Origin of the sequence: Desulfogranum japonicum DSM 18378 (genome assembly GCF_000429945.1) — a bacterium.
GTDB classification, from domain to species: domain Bacteria; phylum Desulfobacterota; class Desulfobulbia; order Desulfobulbales; family Desulfobulbaceae; genus Desulfogranum; species Desulfogranum japonicum.
This window is the reverse complement of sequence record NZ_KE386994.1, coordinates 110,513-127,046: the sequence shown is the minus strand read 5'-3', so window position 1 is coordinate 127,046 and position 16,534 is coordinate 110,513. Positions and strand designations below refer to the sequence as shown.

The following is a 16,534-nucleotide window of genomic DNA, read 5'->3' as shown; positions in this document are numbered from 1 at the left end:
TCGCTCTCCTTTATCTTCGGTTATACAAATGCGCGTTACCTGCTATTTCCTGCAGTTGCAAGATAGCAGAATCATACTCTTCATGGGAGGTGGTTCCGGTTGTCTGCATGGCCGCAATGGCGGCGGTAGTTTCCTCCAGTGCAGTCATTGCTTCTTCATTAACAGTCAGCAGCTGATTCACCAGGGCAAGCTGATTTTCCATCAGCGTGATTCTGTTGTGCAAGGTTTCCTGTTCCTTCACATCCGCTGAATCACGCTTTGTTTTCATGTTCAAAATATCCAGCCTGGTCCTGATATATTCAGTATCAATACTGCTTAAACTCTGAAGCACAACCACCAATTGCTTCAAATTCTCAAGCCCACGCAAATAGACCTGTTCTGCGGCTCCAATAAATCGACCATAGGTCAATTCTCCTCTTTGCAGTTTTTTGTCCAGTACTATGCGTACATTCTCATACTTCCTTTGCAAGCGGGCGAACTGTTCGGTAGCCTGAACAGCATGTTCACCACCAACCACCTGTTGTCTGCATGCCTGTAAATCCTCCTGAAGGGAGGCCAATGCCCGTGTTTCTTCTGCTTTTATTTTTTTAGAGAGACGCTCAAGATAGCGGGCACCAATGGTCTCTTCTCTGAAGAAAACATGAATGATTGCACTGGCAAGGCTTAAAGTCAACGTACCGACCAGGCCAAAATACAGCACGGGCATATGAAAAAGAAATCCAGCCAACCCGATGGGAATTCCAACTGCTGTGGGATACAGGGTCAGCCAATGAGTCAATCCCTCGCGCACAACTTCCCTGCGAATAGCTTTACGGGAATAATCATTGACCTGATCTGATGTTTTTTCCACCTCTAATTACTCCCTTTAGGTAGCGCCTGTCCATAAATGGCCTTCCCTGAGTCTTCGCTTACCTGCTCTCGATCGTAAATTCTCATTACAAAGTACAGATAGTACGTCGTACTGATCATCAGATTTCTTCCCGTACCAGTATCAACTCAACCCTGGGCAGTCTGTATTGATAGGCTCGATCGCTCTCGCCGGATTTTTTTTCAAGAGGCATGCTCCCGCCCACTCCTTCTGTGTACAGCCGATTCTGATCGATACTGTACGTGATGGTCATGTATCTTGCCACTGCTTCAGCCCGTTGTTGTGACAATTGCTCATTGGCTGTTGTGTCTCCCCGTGTTCCGGTGTGTCCACGTACAATGACACGAAAATGGGGGTAATGTTTCAACCTGGCAATGGTGTTGTCAACGACCTGTTTTGCAATCAATGTCAGTTGGGTTGAGCCACTTTGAAAAATAATGGGATCTATACGCAATGTTCCTATTTCTTTCAGTTTTTGCCATCCTTTGTCATCCAAAGGTGTAAATCGCGCTTCAAGACTATCCTTTGACTCCTTCAACACCGTATTGTTGGCAGGCACAGAAAAGCCTCCCATTCCTTGGGTAAACAACTCTTCAAGAAACGAAGAGTTGGTCAGTCGATATGGATTATTATTGGGTATGGGAGTTGTTGAGAAATCACCAGCGCTGATCAATACTGCAGCTGTGGATTCGAGGGTTTCGACAAGGCTTTCCTCTGTCTCTGCACCTGGAACACCGATACCGAACCATTGTTCACAATTTTCGTTAAATGATGCCCAATGGACCCCGGAAAGCATTACCGTAATCTGCTGGTCAGTCAGTTTGGTCTGTTTTTTTACATGCTTTCGAAGCAACTTTTCATCACTTCTATATTTTTTTAAAATGGAAAAGTAGGTTGACAGCAACAGTTTCACTACCTTTGGTGACTTTTGAGAATACTCCCTGTTTACCAGTAGAATATCTACAATCAAACGCTGGGTGTCTTCTGTACCAAGGACTTTCTTCACCCCTTCCTGCTCAAGAGCTTTACTGACATCCGGTTCCCACAGTACAGCAACATCAGCAGCCCCGGTAAACAATTTATCCCTTGCCTGTTCAGATCCGGCGGTTTCAATACGGTGTGATCCTGCAGACGGCAGGAGTTCAGGAACATTAAAATGATCAGCAGCAGCCTTGAGAAGGTAATGGCTTGGACTGGAGGGCGTAAACGCCACGCGAAGATCATTTCTTCCCTTGAAGTCGTCCAGGCTATTTACATTTTTTTCTCTGGTCAGGATAGCATCCCCACCCTTTGATTCATCAATTACAGAGACAATGGTGGCTGGAAACCCATGAGCTTTCGCATTCAACAGATACGAATCCACCGTAGCCACAGCAAAATCAAGTTCACCATTTTTCAGACGTTGCATACGTTCGGCATAATCAGCACGGTCATCTTCGCAAATAAGAATATATCCGGCCTGATGCATGGCACTTTTCATTTCCTGTGAACACAGGGGAAAATATCCTATCCAGTTGTCCACCCCTATCCGAATTTTTTCACTGGCTTTAGCAGCATCACTGGTATGGGACTGATGTCTGTCCTGTAGCATTGGCAAAAGCAGCCAGGCGACGACAACCACTATCACGGAAAGAACAAGGAGCAGTAAAGCCCCCACAACTTTTTTACTCATACAATGCGTCCTGAATGTATAAAGGTCTACTGGGATAAACTGAAATCTGAAAGGTCAAACAACTCAGATTCCGCCAGGATATCCTGAAGTCCACGTTTAAGATCTTCCTGGTTATTGGCAGCTTTATACACGGTTCTGCCTGGGATATTAAGGGCATGATCCTCACCAATACAAAAACCTATTGTATGAATTTCGATGGGGGTATTGTCCAGGATAGCATGCACAATTGCAGTCGGGTCTTCACCTTCGCTTGGAATTCCGTCAGTAACGATAACCAGATAGTATTCACCGTATCCCATTTGTCTGGAGGCCTGTTCCGTCAATTTACGATACCCAGATTGCATTGCGGTCGCCAAGGGAGTACCTCCGGAGGGGTTGACGTTTTCCAGAGCGTCAATAAAAAGATTTCTATTGTCCGTTCCCAGGGGTACGGCTTCTTGAATAATGCTGTTAGTAAAAATACTCAGCCCGAGGTTCGCCTTGTCAGGTACCAGGGATGCAAAATGCGCAATCGCGTCTACAGCAACGGAAATTTTACTCCCTGCGCCATAGCATTGCTGGTCTTTCATGGAACCGCTGTTGTCTAAAATCACGTAATAATTTTTTTTCAGCAAATCAGACTCAACACTATTTTCATTCTTGACAACAGGGGGCCAGGCCTCTGGAACCAACTCCTTATTAGAGATTCTTTGTTCAGGGGATATCTGGGCTACCTTCACTTTTTTTGTTTGAGTCGAGGGGGGTTGTTGCACAGGAGCCTCGTCTTTACCATACTGAGTATAAATCCAGGCAGCGACAACTGCAGATATCAGAAGGATACGAAGTATTCTTTTCATGATATCCCCCTAAAGAGGTTTAAATACGGAAGATTCAGCTTCAATTTGGATAATCCTGAACTCAACCCGCATATTATCTCGCCACTGCTGCTCTGTTTTAGGTGCACAGGGATCAGAGCCACAAAGACCATTCCTGGGCTTCATAATACCATGCCCTACCACGGCAAATTGCGTCTCATCCATAATGATACCCCTTTTAGAGGCATAGTTAATCAGACTGGTACGCACTGCATTGGCCCTTGACAGGCTTAAATTCTTGGCAGATTGCTTGACCTTAGTCAGCAACAACTTGGAATCTCCTCTTTTTTTGGCTTTCAGGTAACCTAATGGATCAGAATGCCCTTCAACGGTGATAATAGCACCACCATAAGTAGAGGCCAGGTCAATGACCCTGTCAAAATCCTTTGCATACATATCTGCAGCAAAGGTATTCTGGTTGGGTTGAAAAAAAACTTCAAAAGAAAAAAGTTCTCCTTCTTCCAATGCTCCCTGCTGCTGTTTGCGTTGCACCAGAGTGCTCACCTGAGCAGTATCAAATTTGGGCAGGACAACATCCTCCACTTCTGTCAACCCCTGTTTTAATCGGGTATAATCAAGCTCTGCAGCAGTCAGTGTTATTTTAGTATCCAACAGGCCGAGGGTAATGAGTGCACTCTGAACCTGGTCGGCAAGTGTCTGTAGATTTCTTGGATAGTTAGAATCAGTAAGAAAGCGTACATTACCGGCAAATCCAACAAACTCGCAATCCCCATATAGTGCTTCGGCGTCGGCTACGGCATCGGGACTATCAAGCAGAATCTGCGCAGCAGCTGTCATGGTCTGCATGTACTGTTTCTGCCTGTTGGCAGAATTTTTCACGATATGGCTGAATTGTTCTTCTGCCAGCATCAGGCCATGAACAAAACGTTCCACCTCTTGACGATGGGACTGATAATAATCGGAACGAACAGCATAAACATCACTAATTACCCGATTGGCGGTCTTGGTGGAAAGCAGTATTTTTGCTCCTTTGACCGATCCCTCTGCTCCAGTACCGACAGTTCCATTTGAGGTAAGCAGCAGCCCGTCAGTACTAATCATTAAGGCAGCATCCACATTGCTGTCGTAAAAGGCTTCCATAGGGGTTTCAGCTGTTCCGGTGAGGTCTTTTACCCATTTAACAGTTACATCTCTGAGAGAAAGCCCGGCATCGGAAAGAACCTTCGAAAGGTAATAGACATGAGGCCCATAGGCTTGCAGGGCGATGGTCTTCCCTTGCAGATCCTTTGCTGTACGAATGCCGTCCTTCACAACCAGACAATCACCTCCATTGGACCATGTCAGCTGATAAATCACGATAGGTCGTGTCCGCGGATCTTTATTCAAAACACCCAGAGCCATATTGAGCATTCCCAAGGTTCCTCGAATATACGGAGTGTCGCCTTTAAGGTAATTTTTTATCTGATTAGTGAATATGTCTTCTCTTGTAAGGGTTATATGTAATCCCTTCTCTGAGAAAATGGAGCCTGACGACGTAGTGGCAGCATTGCCATTAGCCAGGATGGTTGCTTCATCTCCACCCCAGGTAATGAGCGGAACCTGAACAGTATTCTTGCTGCGAACCTCTCCAACTGGCGTGGAGATCTTGTTCTGCAATGCCTGGACCTCCATATAGGTAACGGCAAAGGCTGAGTTAAACCAGGACACCAAAACATAAAAGAGGATTGATAGAGGTGTAATCCTTGCAAACATTATATTTCCCCCTGAAAGCATACAGTAAAAACATGCAAAACGTATCAACAAGTGAAATTCCTGTAAAAAAAATATACAATAGAAACTCAAGGACTCACAGATATTTTCAATGATATCTCGTTCTGATTTATAATTTCTCACTCATAAAGAGACAATACTATGCGCAAGGTGACTGAAAAGACAAGCTCTTTGATCGATGAATTAGACCTGTACGTCAGAGCTCGATACCCTATTTTATATTTGGTTACAGCTGAAGAAAACAGAGCTGAACATATTATTTCACAAGCTGCGGAACGAACGCAGAAACCCTGTTATTACTGGACCGTCACAGAGGGTTTCTACAATACAACCCGTTTAAGCAAAAGCACCGATCCTTATCAGGCACTGGACATAATTCTCCAGTTTGATGGTCCTGGAATTTTTATACTGAAAGACTTTCATCCGTACATGGAGAATTCTAAAATAATACGGAAATTCCGCGACATTCTGTTTCACCTGCGTAAAAGCTATAAAACCATCTTTATCATTGCTCCAATACTCACCCTGCCTCCCGGACTGGAAATGGGTATCACTCCAATCGATATTCCTCTACCAAATACAGAAGAGCTTAAAAAGATACTCCTGGATATTATACATCCTCTGGAAAAAATGGGGAAAATTCAGACGCAGTATGATGATGACCTTATCGAAAAAGTTGTCCACGCATCTTCAGGACTTACAGAAATAGAAGCACAAAACCTTTACGCCAGGCTCGTCATCAATAATAAGTCATTTGATGAACAGGATATCCCCTTTGTAGTTGAAGAAAAAAAGAAGGTTATCCGCAAATCAGGGATACTTGATTATTATGGTTTCATCGAGGACATGGGGGCTGTTGGAGGACTTGAAAAACTCAAACACTGGGTAACTCAAAGGGGATTGGCATTTAGCCATAAAGCACGCGAATTCGGCCTGCCCGAACCTAAAGGCTTAATGCTGCTGGGCGTGCAGGGGTGTGGTAAATCACTGGCTGCAAAAGCCACGGCAACACTCTGGAACCTGCCACTACTCAAACTTGATGTGGGAAAAATATTTGATTCATATATAGGTTCTTCTGAGAAGAACATGCGGGAAGCCATACAGGTTGCTGAATCTCTGGCACCGAACATCCTTTGGCTGGATGAAATAGAAAAGGCCTTTGCAGGTATGGGATCTGGTCATACATCCGATTCAGGAACCTCAACAAGAGTGTTTGGCACCTTTCTCACCTGGATGCAGGAAAAGACTTCGCCGGTTTTTATTATTGCCACTGCCAATAATATTCAAGCTCTTCCGCCAGAACTCCTGCGCAAAGGCCGCTTTGATGAGATCTTTTTTATTGATCTACCAAATGAGGAGGAACGAGCTGTTATCCTGCGCATCCACCTAAAAAAAAGACAACGCGATCCGGAGCAGTTTAACCTCACCCAACTGGTAGAGCAGACAGAAGGGTTCTCCGGTGCAGAACTGGAACAATTGATTATTTCCAGCCTGTATACCGCATTTGGAGAAGGTAGAGATCTCGAAGAAGCAGATATTGTGGCAGAAATACAAGAAACAGTGCCCTTGTCTGTTACCTATAAAGAGTACATAACCTCTTTACGCAGCTGGGCGGCAACCAGGGCAAGGCCAGCAACATAAGACGCAACCGTTTAACAGGCATAATGTTCAACCGATCAGTTCCGGTCGGAAGCCACCTCTCAACAAAATAGCTGGCTGAGCTGAGCAAACCAGGGATCCTGGCCAAAGGGTTACAATCGAATTGTACATCTATAGTGAGCAAAAACATTTTGCCCCTGCGGTATCTGCCATGCCGTAGCATATGGGCACATTGAATTTCGCATTCTTTAAGCCCTCAGCTACCCTGGAAAATAACCGCAGGGAGGCTATAACACTTCTGAAAGATACCCTTGCAGATTACTCCGTAGCGTGATCTGCAGTATCTTTGACTTCATCCACCATTTCTTCAACATGCTCACTGGTTTGTTCAACAGCCTGCTCCGTTGCTTCAGTGGCAGATTCAACAGCTTGATCAACCTTTGCACCAGCTTTTTCAGCTGGTCCGTCAGAAGAACAACCAACCAGGCTTACCGCTGAAGTGGCAACAAAAAGACAGAAAAAGAGGGTGAACAGAGATTTTGTATAACGCATTTTGACTCCTTAAAATATAGTCTTTTACAGTATTGCTGTACTAAAGAAAACCTGAGTGGGTTTTCCATGGAACACATTGTTCCTCCATTTAGAAGCAATTACTTTGCCACATACAACATATCGATGTGAAAGAGGGTCATATACTTCTCCTGAACCCTTTTTTCTCTGACCATTCAGATTTTCAAGGCCATGCCATTTCAACGTAACATCAAGGTGTTTTCACTACAGTCCAGTACTAAAAGCTCTTCTCTGTGATCAGCAATATCAAAATACAATCTTATATGAACGTGCCTTTGAAAACAAAGGCAAAGGGAAAAGCTTCCTGTAGATCACCTGAATATGTCAGCCAAAACCAACAGTTACTCTTGAAAAAGGTTATAGCAAACCACTGAGAGATTCCGGTCAGGCACAAAGGGCGGATATCTTCATCTGTCAGATATAGCCGACAAACGCAACCTCTGCAGGTACTATACAATCTGCCCGGCCAAAAAGGATATTGTCTGAATTGTCCTGAAAAAAGACAACGTATGAAGGTAATCGAACGTTGCCACTTCCCTTGCGAGTAAGTCCATTGAAAAAATCATTTCATGGAATTCTTGAGGTCTAATGTAACCAGATTACTGTATAGAGAATCCGTAGACATAAGCTCTTCATGGGATCCCTGTTCCACAATCCTACCCTGATCCATAACAACGATTCTGTCCACACGGCGAACTGTGGAAAGTCGATGGGCTATGATTAAAGATGTTTTGTTACTGAACCCTGCGGCAACTGCTTCTTCAAGGAGATTTTCTGATTCCGTATCAATGGACGCTGTCGCCTCATCGAGTACGAGAATAACAGGATCTCGATATAATGCGCGAACAAAGGAGAGCAATTGCTTCTCTCCCACAGAAAGTTCTGAAAATCCTTCACCAATTTGGGTCTGTAAACCATTGGATAATCTACCAATAAAAACTTCCAGGCCTGTCTGCTGCAGGATACGATCCAGTTTTTCTTTATCCAACGGTTGGTCTAAAATAATATTTTCCTGTACAGTGCCTGGCAATATAAAGATATCCTGCATGATCAAACCTACGGTCTGACGCAATATTGGCAGTGGAATTGTACGGATATCCACGTCATTGAGGGTTATATTGCCTGCATGCGGATCATAAAATCTTGCCAGGAGCTGAATCAGAGTAGTTTTTCCAGCACCTGTGGAACCGACCAGCGCAACGCTCTCTCCTTTCTTTATATGGAGATCAAGACCGTTGAAAACCAGTTTAGATGCTGAATACCCAAAAACAATTCCTGAAAAATTCACATCGCCATCCAGGGCCACCGCTTGTTTCCAAACAGGAAAATGTAAGTGGCTTTTGGTATCGAGCAGATGAAAAATCCGTTCCGCCGACGCCATGGCTGACTGGACGATGGAATACTTTTGTGACAACTCGCGTAACGGTTGAAAAAACAAACGCATATATGATAAAAAAGCCACGAGTTCACCAAGAGAAAGCCGACTCCTGAGCACCTCTCCGCCTCCGTACCAGAGGATGAGGGCAACAGCGCCTGAACTCATCAATTCCGTCAGTGGCATAAAAAAACCAAATATCGAAACCTGTTTTAGGTTCCTCTGCAGATATTCATCGGTCAAATCTGTATATGTCTTTTCTGCCCAGTCATGCCGCCCAAACAATTGGATAATATCTATAGCCTGCAGAGCTTCGGCAAGAAATGAATTAATCTTTGCCAATTGGCTGCGAATCTGGCGAAACACCTTCCTAGCATAATGCGCAAACTGTCGGGTAATGAAAAATGCCAGGGGAACAAATAAGGTCATAAGCAGCGCAAGGCGTGCATTCATCAGATACAGAAGACAAAAAATGCCCACCAGTTTCAAAGCATCATTAAACAGCGTGACCATGACCGAGGTAAACATCTCATGCATATTCTGGATGTCGTTGGTCAAACGAGTCACAAGCTGACCAGCCCTATGCTCATTGAAAAATGCCAGATCCAGATGAACAAGGTGATCAAATAACTGCTTCCGCAATTTGTGCATTACTGACTGACCAATCCATTCAAGCAACACTATTTGCACAAAATTGGTAAGAAATATACAGCAAACCAGAACACCGTACACCACGGCTAGATGTTGCAGCCCCAAAATCCGTGCACTGATTTCCAGGTGGCTTTGGGCCATATACCCGTCGATTCCCTCCTGCATAATCCTGGGCAACATGAGAGAGCAAAACGTCACGACAAAAGAGAGCAACACAGCAACAGCAAGCGGTATTTTATAACGACGGCAATACGTAAGAATTCTCCGCCATAGACCAAAGTCGTTAACGCGTCCTTCCTCGCCTTTTTCAGTGTATCCGAAGCTACCGCGCATTGTTTTGCTGTTTGCTTACCATGACCTTGTATAAGGGTTGCGCCAGGAGTTCATCATGGGTTCCCTGGGCCGCAATTTTTCCGTTTTCCATCACCACAATACAATCTGCTGTTTCCAAAACATTCACTCTATGGGAGACAATAACAACCGTTTTGTTTTGAAAAGCGCTGTGAATCCCCAGCAGAACCTGTTGTTCTGTTTCCACATCTATGGCATTGAGACCATCATCAATAACCAGCATAGGCCTGTCACAAAGAAGCGCGCGAGCCAATGCTAAACGTTGACGCTGACCACCTGAAAGTTTCACTCCACGTTCACCAATCACGGCATCGTATCCTCCGGGTAGCCTGAGTATATCTTCATGTATTGCAGCAGCCCTGGCAGCTTTATAAACGTCTTCATCTGTAGCATCCTGCCGACCAAAGGTAATATTTTCGCTGATGCTATGGGAAAAAAGGATAGGCTCCTGAGCAACATATGCTATGTGATTTCTAACATACTTAATATCCAGGTCATTTACGTCAATTTCATTGAGATTAAGCATCCCATCTCCCACAGGATACATACGAAGTAATACTTTACAAAGGGTGGATTTGCCTGAACCGGTACGACCAGTTATACCAAGAATACCAGGTGTAATATCCAGAGTAACGTTCTCCAGCACCTGTCTGGCTTCTCCTGGGTAGGTAAAGGAAAGGTTCCTGCAGTGAAAAGTGATTTGGTCGGCTTCAGGCAGGTCTGCCTGAGGTTGACATTTCACTTTAGGCTGTTCTGAGAGAAGTCGCTGGATACGCTGCAGTGATGTGAGACCGCGTTGTGCCACATTGGTCACCCATCCAACTGCCATTATCGGCCAAATTAACAGAGAAAGATAGGTTGTAAAGGCGACAAAATCACCAAGAGAAATCTGTTGATTCACTACCATGGTTCCGCCTTTATAAAGAACAAGCAGCATTCCGATATTACCGACAAAAGTAGCCGTGGGAAACATGGTCCCCTGAATGAGTGCAACCCGAAGGTTACTGCGCACATACTCTCTGCCGAGTTGATCGAACTGTTTATTTTGCAATTTTTCCAGAGTATATGCCTTGATAAGGCGAATGGAGACAATAGTGTTGCGGGCAAACTCAGTGAGTTGTGAGAATTGTTCCTGCACCTTGTTAAACCGCCGATGAAGATGCCCTGAAAGATACTTGGTGGAAAGGGCCAGAAAAGGCATGGGAAAAAGTGCATACAAAGTGAGTTCCCCACTGATAGCCACCATAAAACAGATCGCTGCCACAGACATGAACACTGCATCGGAAGCAGCGACCAGCCCCATACCGCATGCCATCTGGATTGCATTGAGATCATTACTGGAATGGGCGATTAGATCACCTGTGGTCCAACGTCCAAAAAATTGTTGATCCATGGCGAGTATGTGTCTGAATAACTGGTCACGCACTGATTTTTCTAATATACGGGAAAATCCAATGAGAAGATAACGCCAAAAAAAACGAAATCCTGCCACAATGCACGCAGCGATGAAAATGGTTACAGCAAGAATGAAAAGACTATGCTCGGTGGCACCTTCCTGAGCAAGGGAATCCACGCCTTGTTTGATGAAACGTGGAATAATCAGCTGCAAAAGGTCTACGACGATAACTGCAATGAATCCAGCCAATAACCGTTTTTTATGACGCAGAAATAACGGAGTAATAATACCTAGTGCTTCCCGAATGGACGACTGTCCTTCATGAGTGGTACCTTGAGGATCATTATTTTGTTCCTTAAACCGCATCATAAACGGGTTCGTAAAAGCTCTTGATATGCAGAGGTCAGGGCAATGAAACTATCATGATCGCCCCCTGTGTCCGGATGTGCAGAGTGTGCCTTTTTGCGGTACAAGGTAGTCAGAGCTTTTTTATCCATTTGCGCCAACTCCTTCCGGGTTAATCCCAATGTCGACAGTGCTACATCCATGGACATGGACTGTGCTTTGGGAGCTTGTCGAAACTGGCCCCTGAAACTACGCGCCTGCGGCCCCTGGCTGAAGACAAAACTGCCTTCAGCCAAGATATCAAAATACCAGATAAGGTATTTGAGTAAATACTCAGGAGTGTGGTCACTACGCTGAAACCCCTTCCAGAACGCAGTTTCCTGGTCCTGCTTACAAAACTGATTCAAAAAAGCTTCATCGAGTTGCGATTGTTGTAGCGTATGCACCATATCTCGATGCCATTGCCTGCTGAAACAGTTTTGTAGATCAAATATGGCAAACAGGTAATTGTGTAATTCCCTGGGACGCAGATCCTGTTCTTTCTCCTGGATCAATTGCTCAATCTCATCCCGCGATTTATATAACAGTGCACGATACAGGGAAGGTGATCTGTCAATCAATCGTGGTGAACTATGACCGAAACGAAGAAAATGAAGGCGGCGGCGGTCAAAAATATGAGTTTGCTGATATACACGCGCCTTACTTTCACTGGACATGGGCTTCCAGTTTCTATACTTATAACGATTACGAAACGGTTCGGTTTTATATTTCACATAGGGATCAATAAATGGATAAAACAACTCTTCTACATCAGCCTGCTCGGCACTGATGCCTTTCTGTTTTAACCGTTGCAGCAATAATGAATCAATTTCGTAAGATACCTCACTGGTATATCTGATATATAAAGCCGGATCCGTTCCCAGGGGAACCAAATCCCGCGAGAGATAGAGGTCACCACGGGCAAATGATTCTCTCAGGATGTATTGAACGCCTTCAGGAGAAGCGTGTCTTGCCAGATACATAATTCTATTGAGCCTGCACGTGTTTGTTATAGAAAAAAATTACAATATCAAGGGCTGCCTGTATACACAAACCTTCTAACAATCTGTTCTATGGTCTCGATGGCAAAAGGTTTAGCAAGTGCTTCATCAAAGCCATATTGTTTATAATTCTGTATGACATCATCGGTGCTATCGCCGCTCACGGCTATCTGTCTGACTTTGGGCAACAGGTTCCGAATTTTTTTGGAAGCCAGCAGGCCTCCCATCCCTTTTTCCACCCTTAAATCGAGCAGAATCAAATCAAAGGGCGCGTCTTCAGCCTGTGAGTTTTGAATGTAGGTGATCGCTTCTTCACCATTATGTACGGTAATCACATCACACAAAAAATGAGCAAACATTTTTTTATACACCTGCAGCATCATTTCGTCATCATCCATGACCAACACGCGCTTGACTTTGATATCGGGACACAACACCCCCTGATGTCCGCTTTTATGTTCGTCTGCAGGCAGATACAAATGAATACACGACCCTTTGCCTACTTCTGATTCAACCCAGACCATTCCACCATGTTTGATGATGATAGAATGTACGATGGTCAGGCCAAGCCCCATTCCTTTTTGTGCTCCCTTCTGCTTTGTTGAATAATAGGGATCGAAAATTATATCTAAATGTTCGGCTGGAATACCAATGCCAGTATCCCTGAAACTGATATGCACATGCCGTCCTTCAGGTATCGGTTGATCAGTACGTTCAATCTCAGAAACGGCATCAATAAGTTCGCAGTCGACAGTGATGCATCCTCCGTCGGGCATGGCTTCTATGGCGTTCAGGGTGAGATTGGCAAAAACCTGCTGCAGCAGAACAGGATCAAGATACACCTTGGGATACTCGCCAATTTCATTAATCTGCCATGTAACAGATGTACCTTCCGTCTCGACTTCAAGGGTCTGTGTTATAAGATCATGCAGGTTGACCGAAAATTTCTGGGGAAGATAGTTGGTTGAGAATATAGAAAATTTCCGAATCAACTGCACAGTTAGGTCCAGAGCTTTCACGGCCTCTTCCAAGAGAGTTCCCACTTCACCATGATTGCTCAAATAACGGGCCATTTCAATATTGCCGTTTATGATTGTCAGTAAATTATTAAAATCATGGGCAATACCACCGGCCATTACAGACATGGCATCAATCTTTTGTATACGCTTTATTTCTTTTTCCAGCTGCTGTTGTTTTTTCTCGAGAATCTTGCGGGCGGTAATATCTTTAACAAGACAAATATAAAAATTTTTCCCCTCTTCTTTAAGAGGCATGATATGTAAAGTAATTATTTTTCCTTGAAAACAAGCGGGATGGTCGTAACTGTAATCAAGGGACGAACAGGAAGAAAAGGATTCATTGCCACATAACCATTGCTCAAACTCCTGTTTTTCCTTCTCCTCGAGCAAGCTCTGAAATTTCATGCCAAGGATCTCTGCTTCAGGCACCTCACACAGTGCAACCCCAGCCTGATTAACCATTACAATACGGCCATCATGATTCAGCTCAAATACCCCCTCCACAATATTTGCCAGTATTATATCATTATGCCGTTTACTTATCAGCAATTCACTGGTTACTTCACGAGGATACAACTCTTCAACACCCTTAATGGCTCCCTGAGCCCTATCTCCTGAATGATATTTTTCCAAAGACGCGAGGATATGCTTCCGCATGGAGCCAGCAGGCCCTTTGGCAATACAGACATCAGCACCAATCTGTATGGTGTGTTGATCATCTTCCATGGCTACGCCAGAAAGAACAACAATAAAAATGTCTGCCAACTGCTTGGTACTCCTGATAATATATGATAATTTCTCACCATCAATCTTAGGCATTATCAAGTCGGTGAAAACAATGGCAGGCTGTTTGCGGTTCATCTGATCAATGGCCTCAAGACCATTTTCCGCCATCAGCACCTCCCAGCCCTCTTTTTCAAGTACAGAAGCAACTATGCGGCGAATAACGGGACTGTTGTCAACAACCAATGCAGTACGAGAGTTATCCATTCTCCAGCAACTCCTTGACCGTCTGGGCCAACTCTTTTACGTCGAAAGGTTTACTGAATACCCTGTCAGCTCCCAGTTCTTTTGCAGCAGGCAGGTATGCATCTGGTCCGATACGCCCTCCTCCGGAAATCGCAATGATTTTGATATCCGGGTACTCTTTTTTCAAACCGGTAATAGTTTCAAGCCCTTCCTGCTCCGGCATAATAAGGTCGGTGATAACCAGATCCGCTGGTTGCTGCCTTTGCTTCACCATACCCTCCCGACCATCTTCCGCCTCGAACACCTCGTATCCAGCCCATTCAATGACTTGTCGCAGTAGCGTCCGCATTTGCTCGTCATCATCAATAACTAATATTCTCATAAGGACTCCGTCTTCCGACTCTTTAGCAATTCTCGTATGGCCGTTGCGAGTTGACGCATATCAACGGGTTTTGCAATGAAGCGATCAATACCGATTCGTTCAATTTCCTCTGGAGATATGGCATCACTGTAACCCGAGCAGAGGATTATCGGCAGGTAGGGTAAACGCTTACGCACTTTTTCTGCCAGTTGCAGACCTGTCATTCTTGGCATGGTTTGATCCGTGATCAACACATTAATTTCTTCTTCGCCACGCTCAAAACAACTTATCGCTTCGTCACCACTATGTGCGGCAATTACCTTATACCCCAGATATTCCAGCATTCTGGTTCTCATAACCACAATCTCTTCTTCATCGTCTACAAAGAGAATTGTTTCTCTACCAGTAGGAAGCGAGGTCAGTACATCCTCAGCCTGACGTTCTTCATCCATGACCATGGGAAAAAATACAGTGAAAACAGAGCCGGTTCCCTGGTTGGATTGCACATCAATGCTGGCATCATGAGCAACGACAATGCCATGTATTACAGCCAACCCCATCCCACTTCCATAGCCGACTTCCTTGGTTGTAAAAAAAGGGTCAAAAATTCTGGAGACAACATCTTCAGGTATCCCCTTACCTGTATCGCGTACAGCCAACGTGATATATTTGCCAATATGCAGGTCGGGATAACGTTTCAATTCCGCTTCGCCGATATCTGTCTGGCGGAGAGAAACCTCGATGGTTCCCATGCCGTTATCCATCGCTTGCGCTGAATTATTACATAGATTCATGAGCATTTGTTGAATCTGAGTCGGGTCGGCAAGAATATTGCCGGTCTGGCTTGGGATACTACTCTTCAGCTCTATGGTAGATGGTAACGAGGCCCGCAGCAGTTTACAACATTCCTTGATGAGAGGTGCAATATCGATCAGTTTACGACGATTTGACGTCTGTCGACTGAAAGCCAGTATCTGCGTGACAAGCTCCTTGGCTCTATTACCGGCACGTTTGATGGAGAGGAGATGCTCTGTAATTTCTTCAAAAGTGATAGGCGGCAATTCAGAAGCGATATTTCTATTTCCGTCAGGCATTCTGTACAGTAACAAGTCAGCATTACCTAAAATCGCTCCAAGAATATTATTGAAATCATGTGCTATTCCACCGGCCAAGGTAGCAATGGCATCCATCTTATGCGCTTGAATGAGTTGTTTTTCAAGCTGCCGCTGATGACTGATATCCTTTGCCGAATGAATATACCCAACAACTCTTCCCTGCTGATGAATAGGAGCGCAGGATACATTGAAGACCTTCCCCAAATACTGATGTCTGATATCCTGTTGGCTGATCACGTTGTTCCTGGCTTGAGCCTTCACCGGACAAATGGAACAAGGACTGTCTTTTCCGGAAAACAGATTATAACAGTGTTTCCCCTCAAGAGATTCACCGTTATGACCGAGTAAAAGTTTTGCAGCTTTATTTCCTTTAACAATAACTAAATCCGTATCAAGAACCAGTACTGGATCAATGATGGCGTCAAAGGTCTGCTGCCAGTCAGTCAATGCCTGCTGAAGCCCTTCTGTCCCCACGAGATCGGCATCCTGGGAAAACACACTGTGTTGCACGGGCTCCATCTCGGTGTTTCTGGTAAGTTGGAGCCGACGTAAAAAATAAAGCACAGTTATTAGCGTATACAAACCCAACAACGCTGTCATAACCTGCCAGATACCCAT

At 44.6% G+C, this 16,534-nt stretch carries 12 protein-coding genes; 1 reads left to right on the top strand and 11 read right to left on the bottom strand.

Going from position 1 to position 16,534, the window contains the following annotated elements; all coding sequences use genetic code 11:
* Positions 1-10: 10 nt before the first annotated feature.
* The 4 genes from G493_RS0124405 to G493_RS0124385 form a co-directional block, all read right to left on the bottom strand.
* Positions 11-850 carry a hypothetical protein gene (locus G493_RS0124405; RefSeq protein ID WP_028582443.1) on the bottom strand — a complete coding sequence of 280 codons (840 nt, stop codon included), beginning with the start codon at positions 848-850 and terminating at the stop codon, positions 11-13.
* A 118-nt stretch (positions 851-968) separates the two neighbouring features.
* Positions 969-2,540 carry a phosphate ABC transporter substrate-binding/OmpA family protein gene (locus G493_RS0124395; protein ID WP_028582442.1) on the bottom strand — a complete coding sequence of 524 codons (1,572 nt, stop codon included), beginning with the start codon at positions 2,538-2,540 and terminating at the stop codon, positions 969-971.
* A 26-nt stretch (positions 2,541-2,566) separates the two neighbouring features.
* Positions 2,567-3,376 carry a vWA domain-containing protein gene (locus G493_RS31155; protein WP_051309896.1) on the bottom strand — a complete coding sequence of 270 codons (810 nt, stop codon included), beginning with the start codon at positions 3,374-3,376 and terminating at the stop codon, positions 2,567-2,569.
* 9 nt (positions 3,377-3,385) lie between these two features.
* Entirely contained in the window at positions 3,386-5,107 is a 1,722-nt protein-coding gene (locus tag G493_RS0124385) for an ABC transporter substrate-binding protein (RefSeq protein WP_035275866.1), read from the bottom strand.
* 159 nt (positions 5,108-5,266) lie between these two features.
* On the opposite strand from G493_RS0124385, the gene G493_RS0124380 reads away from it, so the two are divergent.
* Entirely contained in the window at positions 5,267-6,766 is a 1,500-nt protein-coding gene (locus G493_RS0124380) for an AAA family ATPase (RefSeq protein ID WP_035275864.1), read from the top strand.
* A 276-nt stretch (positions 6,767-7,042) separates the two neighbouring features.
* On the opposite strand, the gene G493_RS0124375 is transcribed toward G493_RS0124380, so the two are convergent.
* The 7 genes from G493_RS0124375 to G493_RS31150 form a co-directional block, all read right to left on the bottom strand.
* Entirely contained in the window at positions 7,043-7,276 is a 234-nt protein-coding gene (locus G493_RS0124375) for an antitoxin (RefSeq protein ID WP_035275863.1), read from the bottom strand.
* Between the two features lie 580 nt (positions 7,277-7,856).
* Entirely contained in the window at positions 7,857-9,653 is a 1,797-nt protein-coding gene (locus G493_RS0124370) for an ABC transporter ATP-binding protein (protein WP_028582438.1), read from the bottom strand.
* A complete protein-coding gene (locus G493_RS0124365) occupies positions 9,643-11,436 on the bottom strand; it encodes an ABC transporter ATP-binding protein (RefSeq protein WP_084813757.1) in 1,794 nt (597 codons plus the stop codon). Before G493_RS0124365 ends, G493_RS0124370 begins: the two co-directional genes overlap by 11 nt.
* On the bottom strand, positions 11,433-12,434 hold the full coding sequence (locus tag G493_RS0124360; RefSeq protein ID WP_028582436.1) for a hypothetical protein: 1,002 nt from the start codon (positions 12,432-12,434) through the stop codon (positions 11,433-11,435). Before G493_RS0124360 ends, G493_RS0124365 begins: the two co-directional genes overlap by 4 nt.
* 47 nt (positions 12,435-12,481) lie before the next feature.
* A complete protein-coding gene (locus G493_RS0124355; RefSeq protein WP_028582435.1) occupies positions 12,482-14,461 on the bottom strand; it encodes an ATP-binding response regulator in 1,980 nt (659 codons plus the stop codon).
* Complete coding sequence (locus tag G493_RS0124350) at positions 14,454-14,822, bottom strand: response regulator (RefSeq protein WP_028582434.1); 369 nt, start codon at positions 14,820-14,822, stop codon at positions 14,454-14,456. Before G493_RS0124350 ends, G493_RS0124355 begins: the two co-directional genes overlap by 8 nt.
* On the bottom strand, positions 14,819-16,534 hold the full coding sequence (locus G493_RS31150; RefSeq protein ID WP_051309895.1) for a hybrid sensor histidine kinase/response regulator: 1,716 nt from the start codon (positions 16,532-16,534) through the stop codon (positions 14,819-14,821). Before G493_RS31150 ends, G493_RS0124350 begins: the two co-directional genes overlap by 4 nt.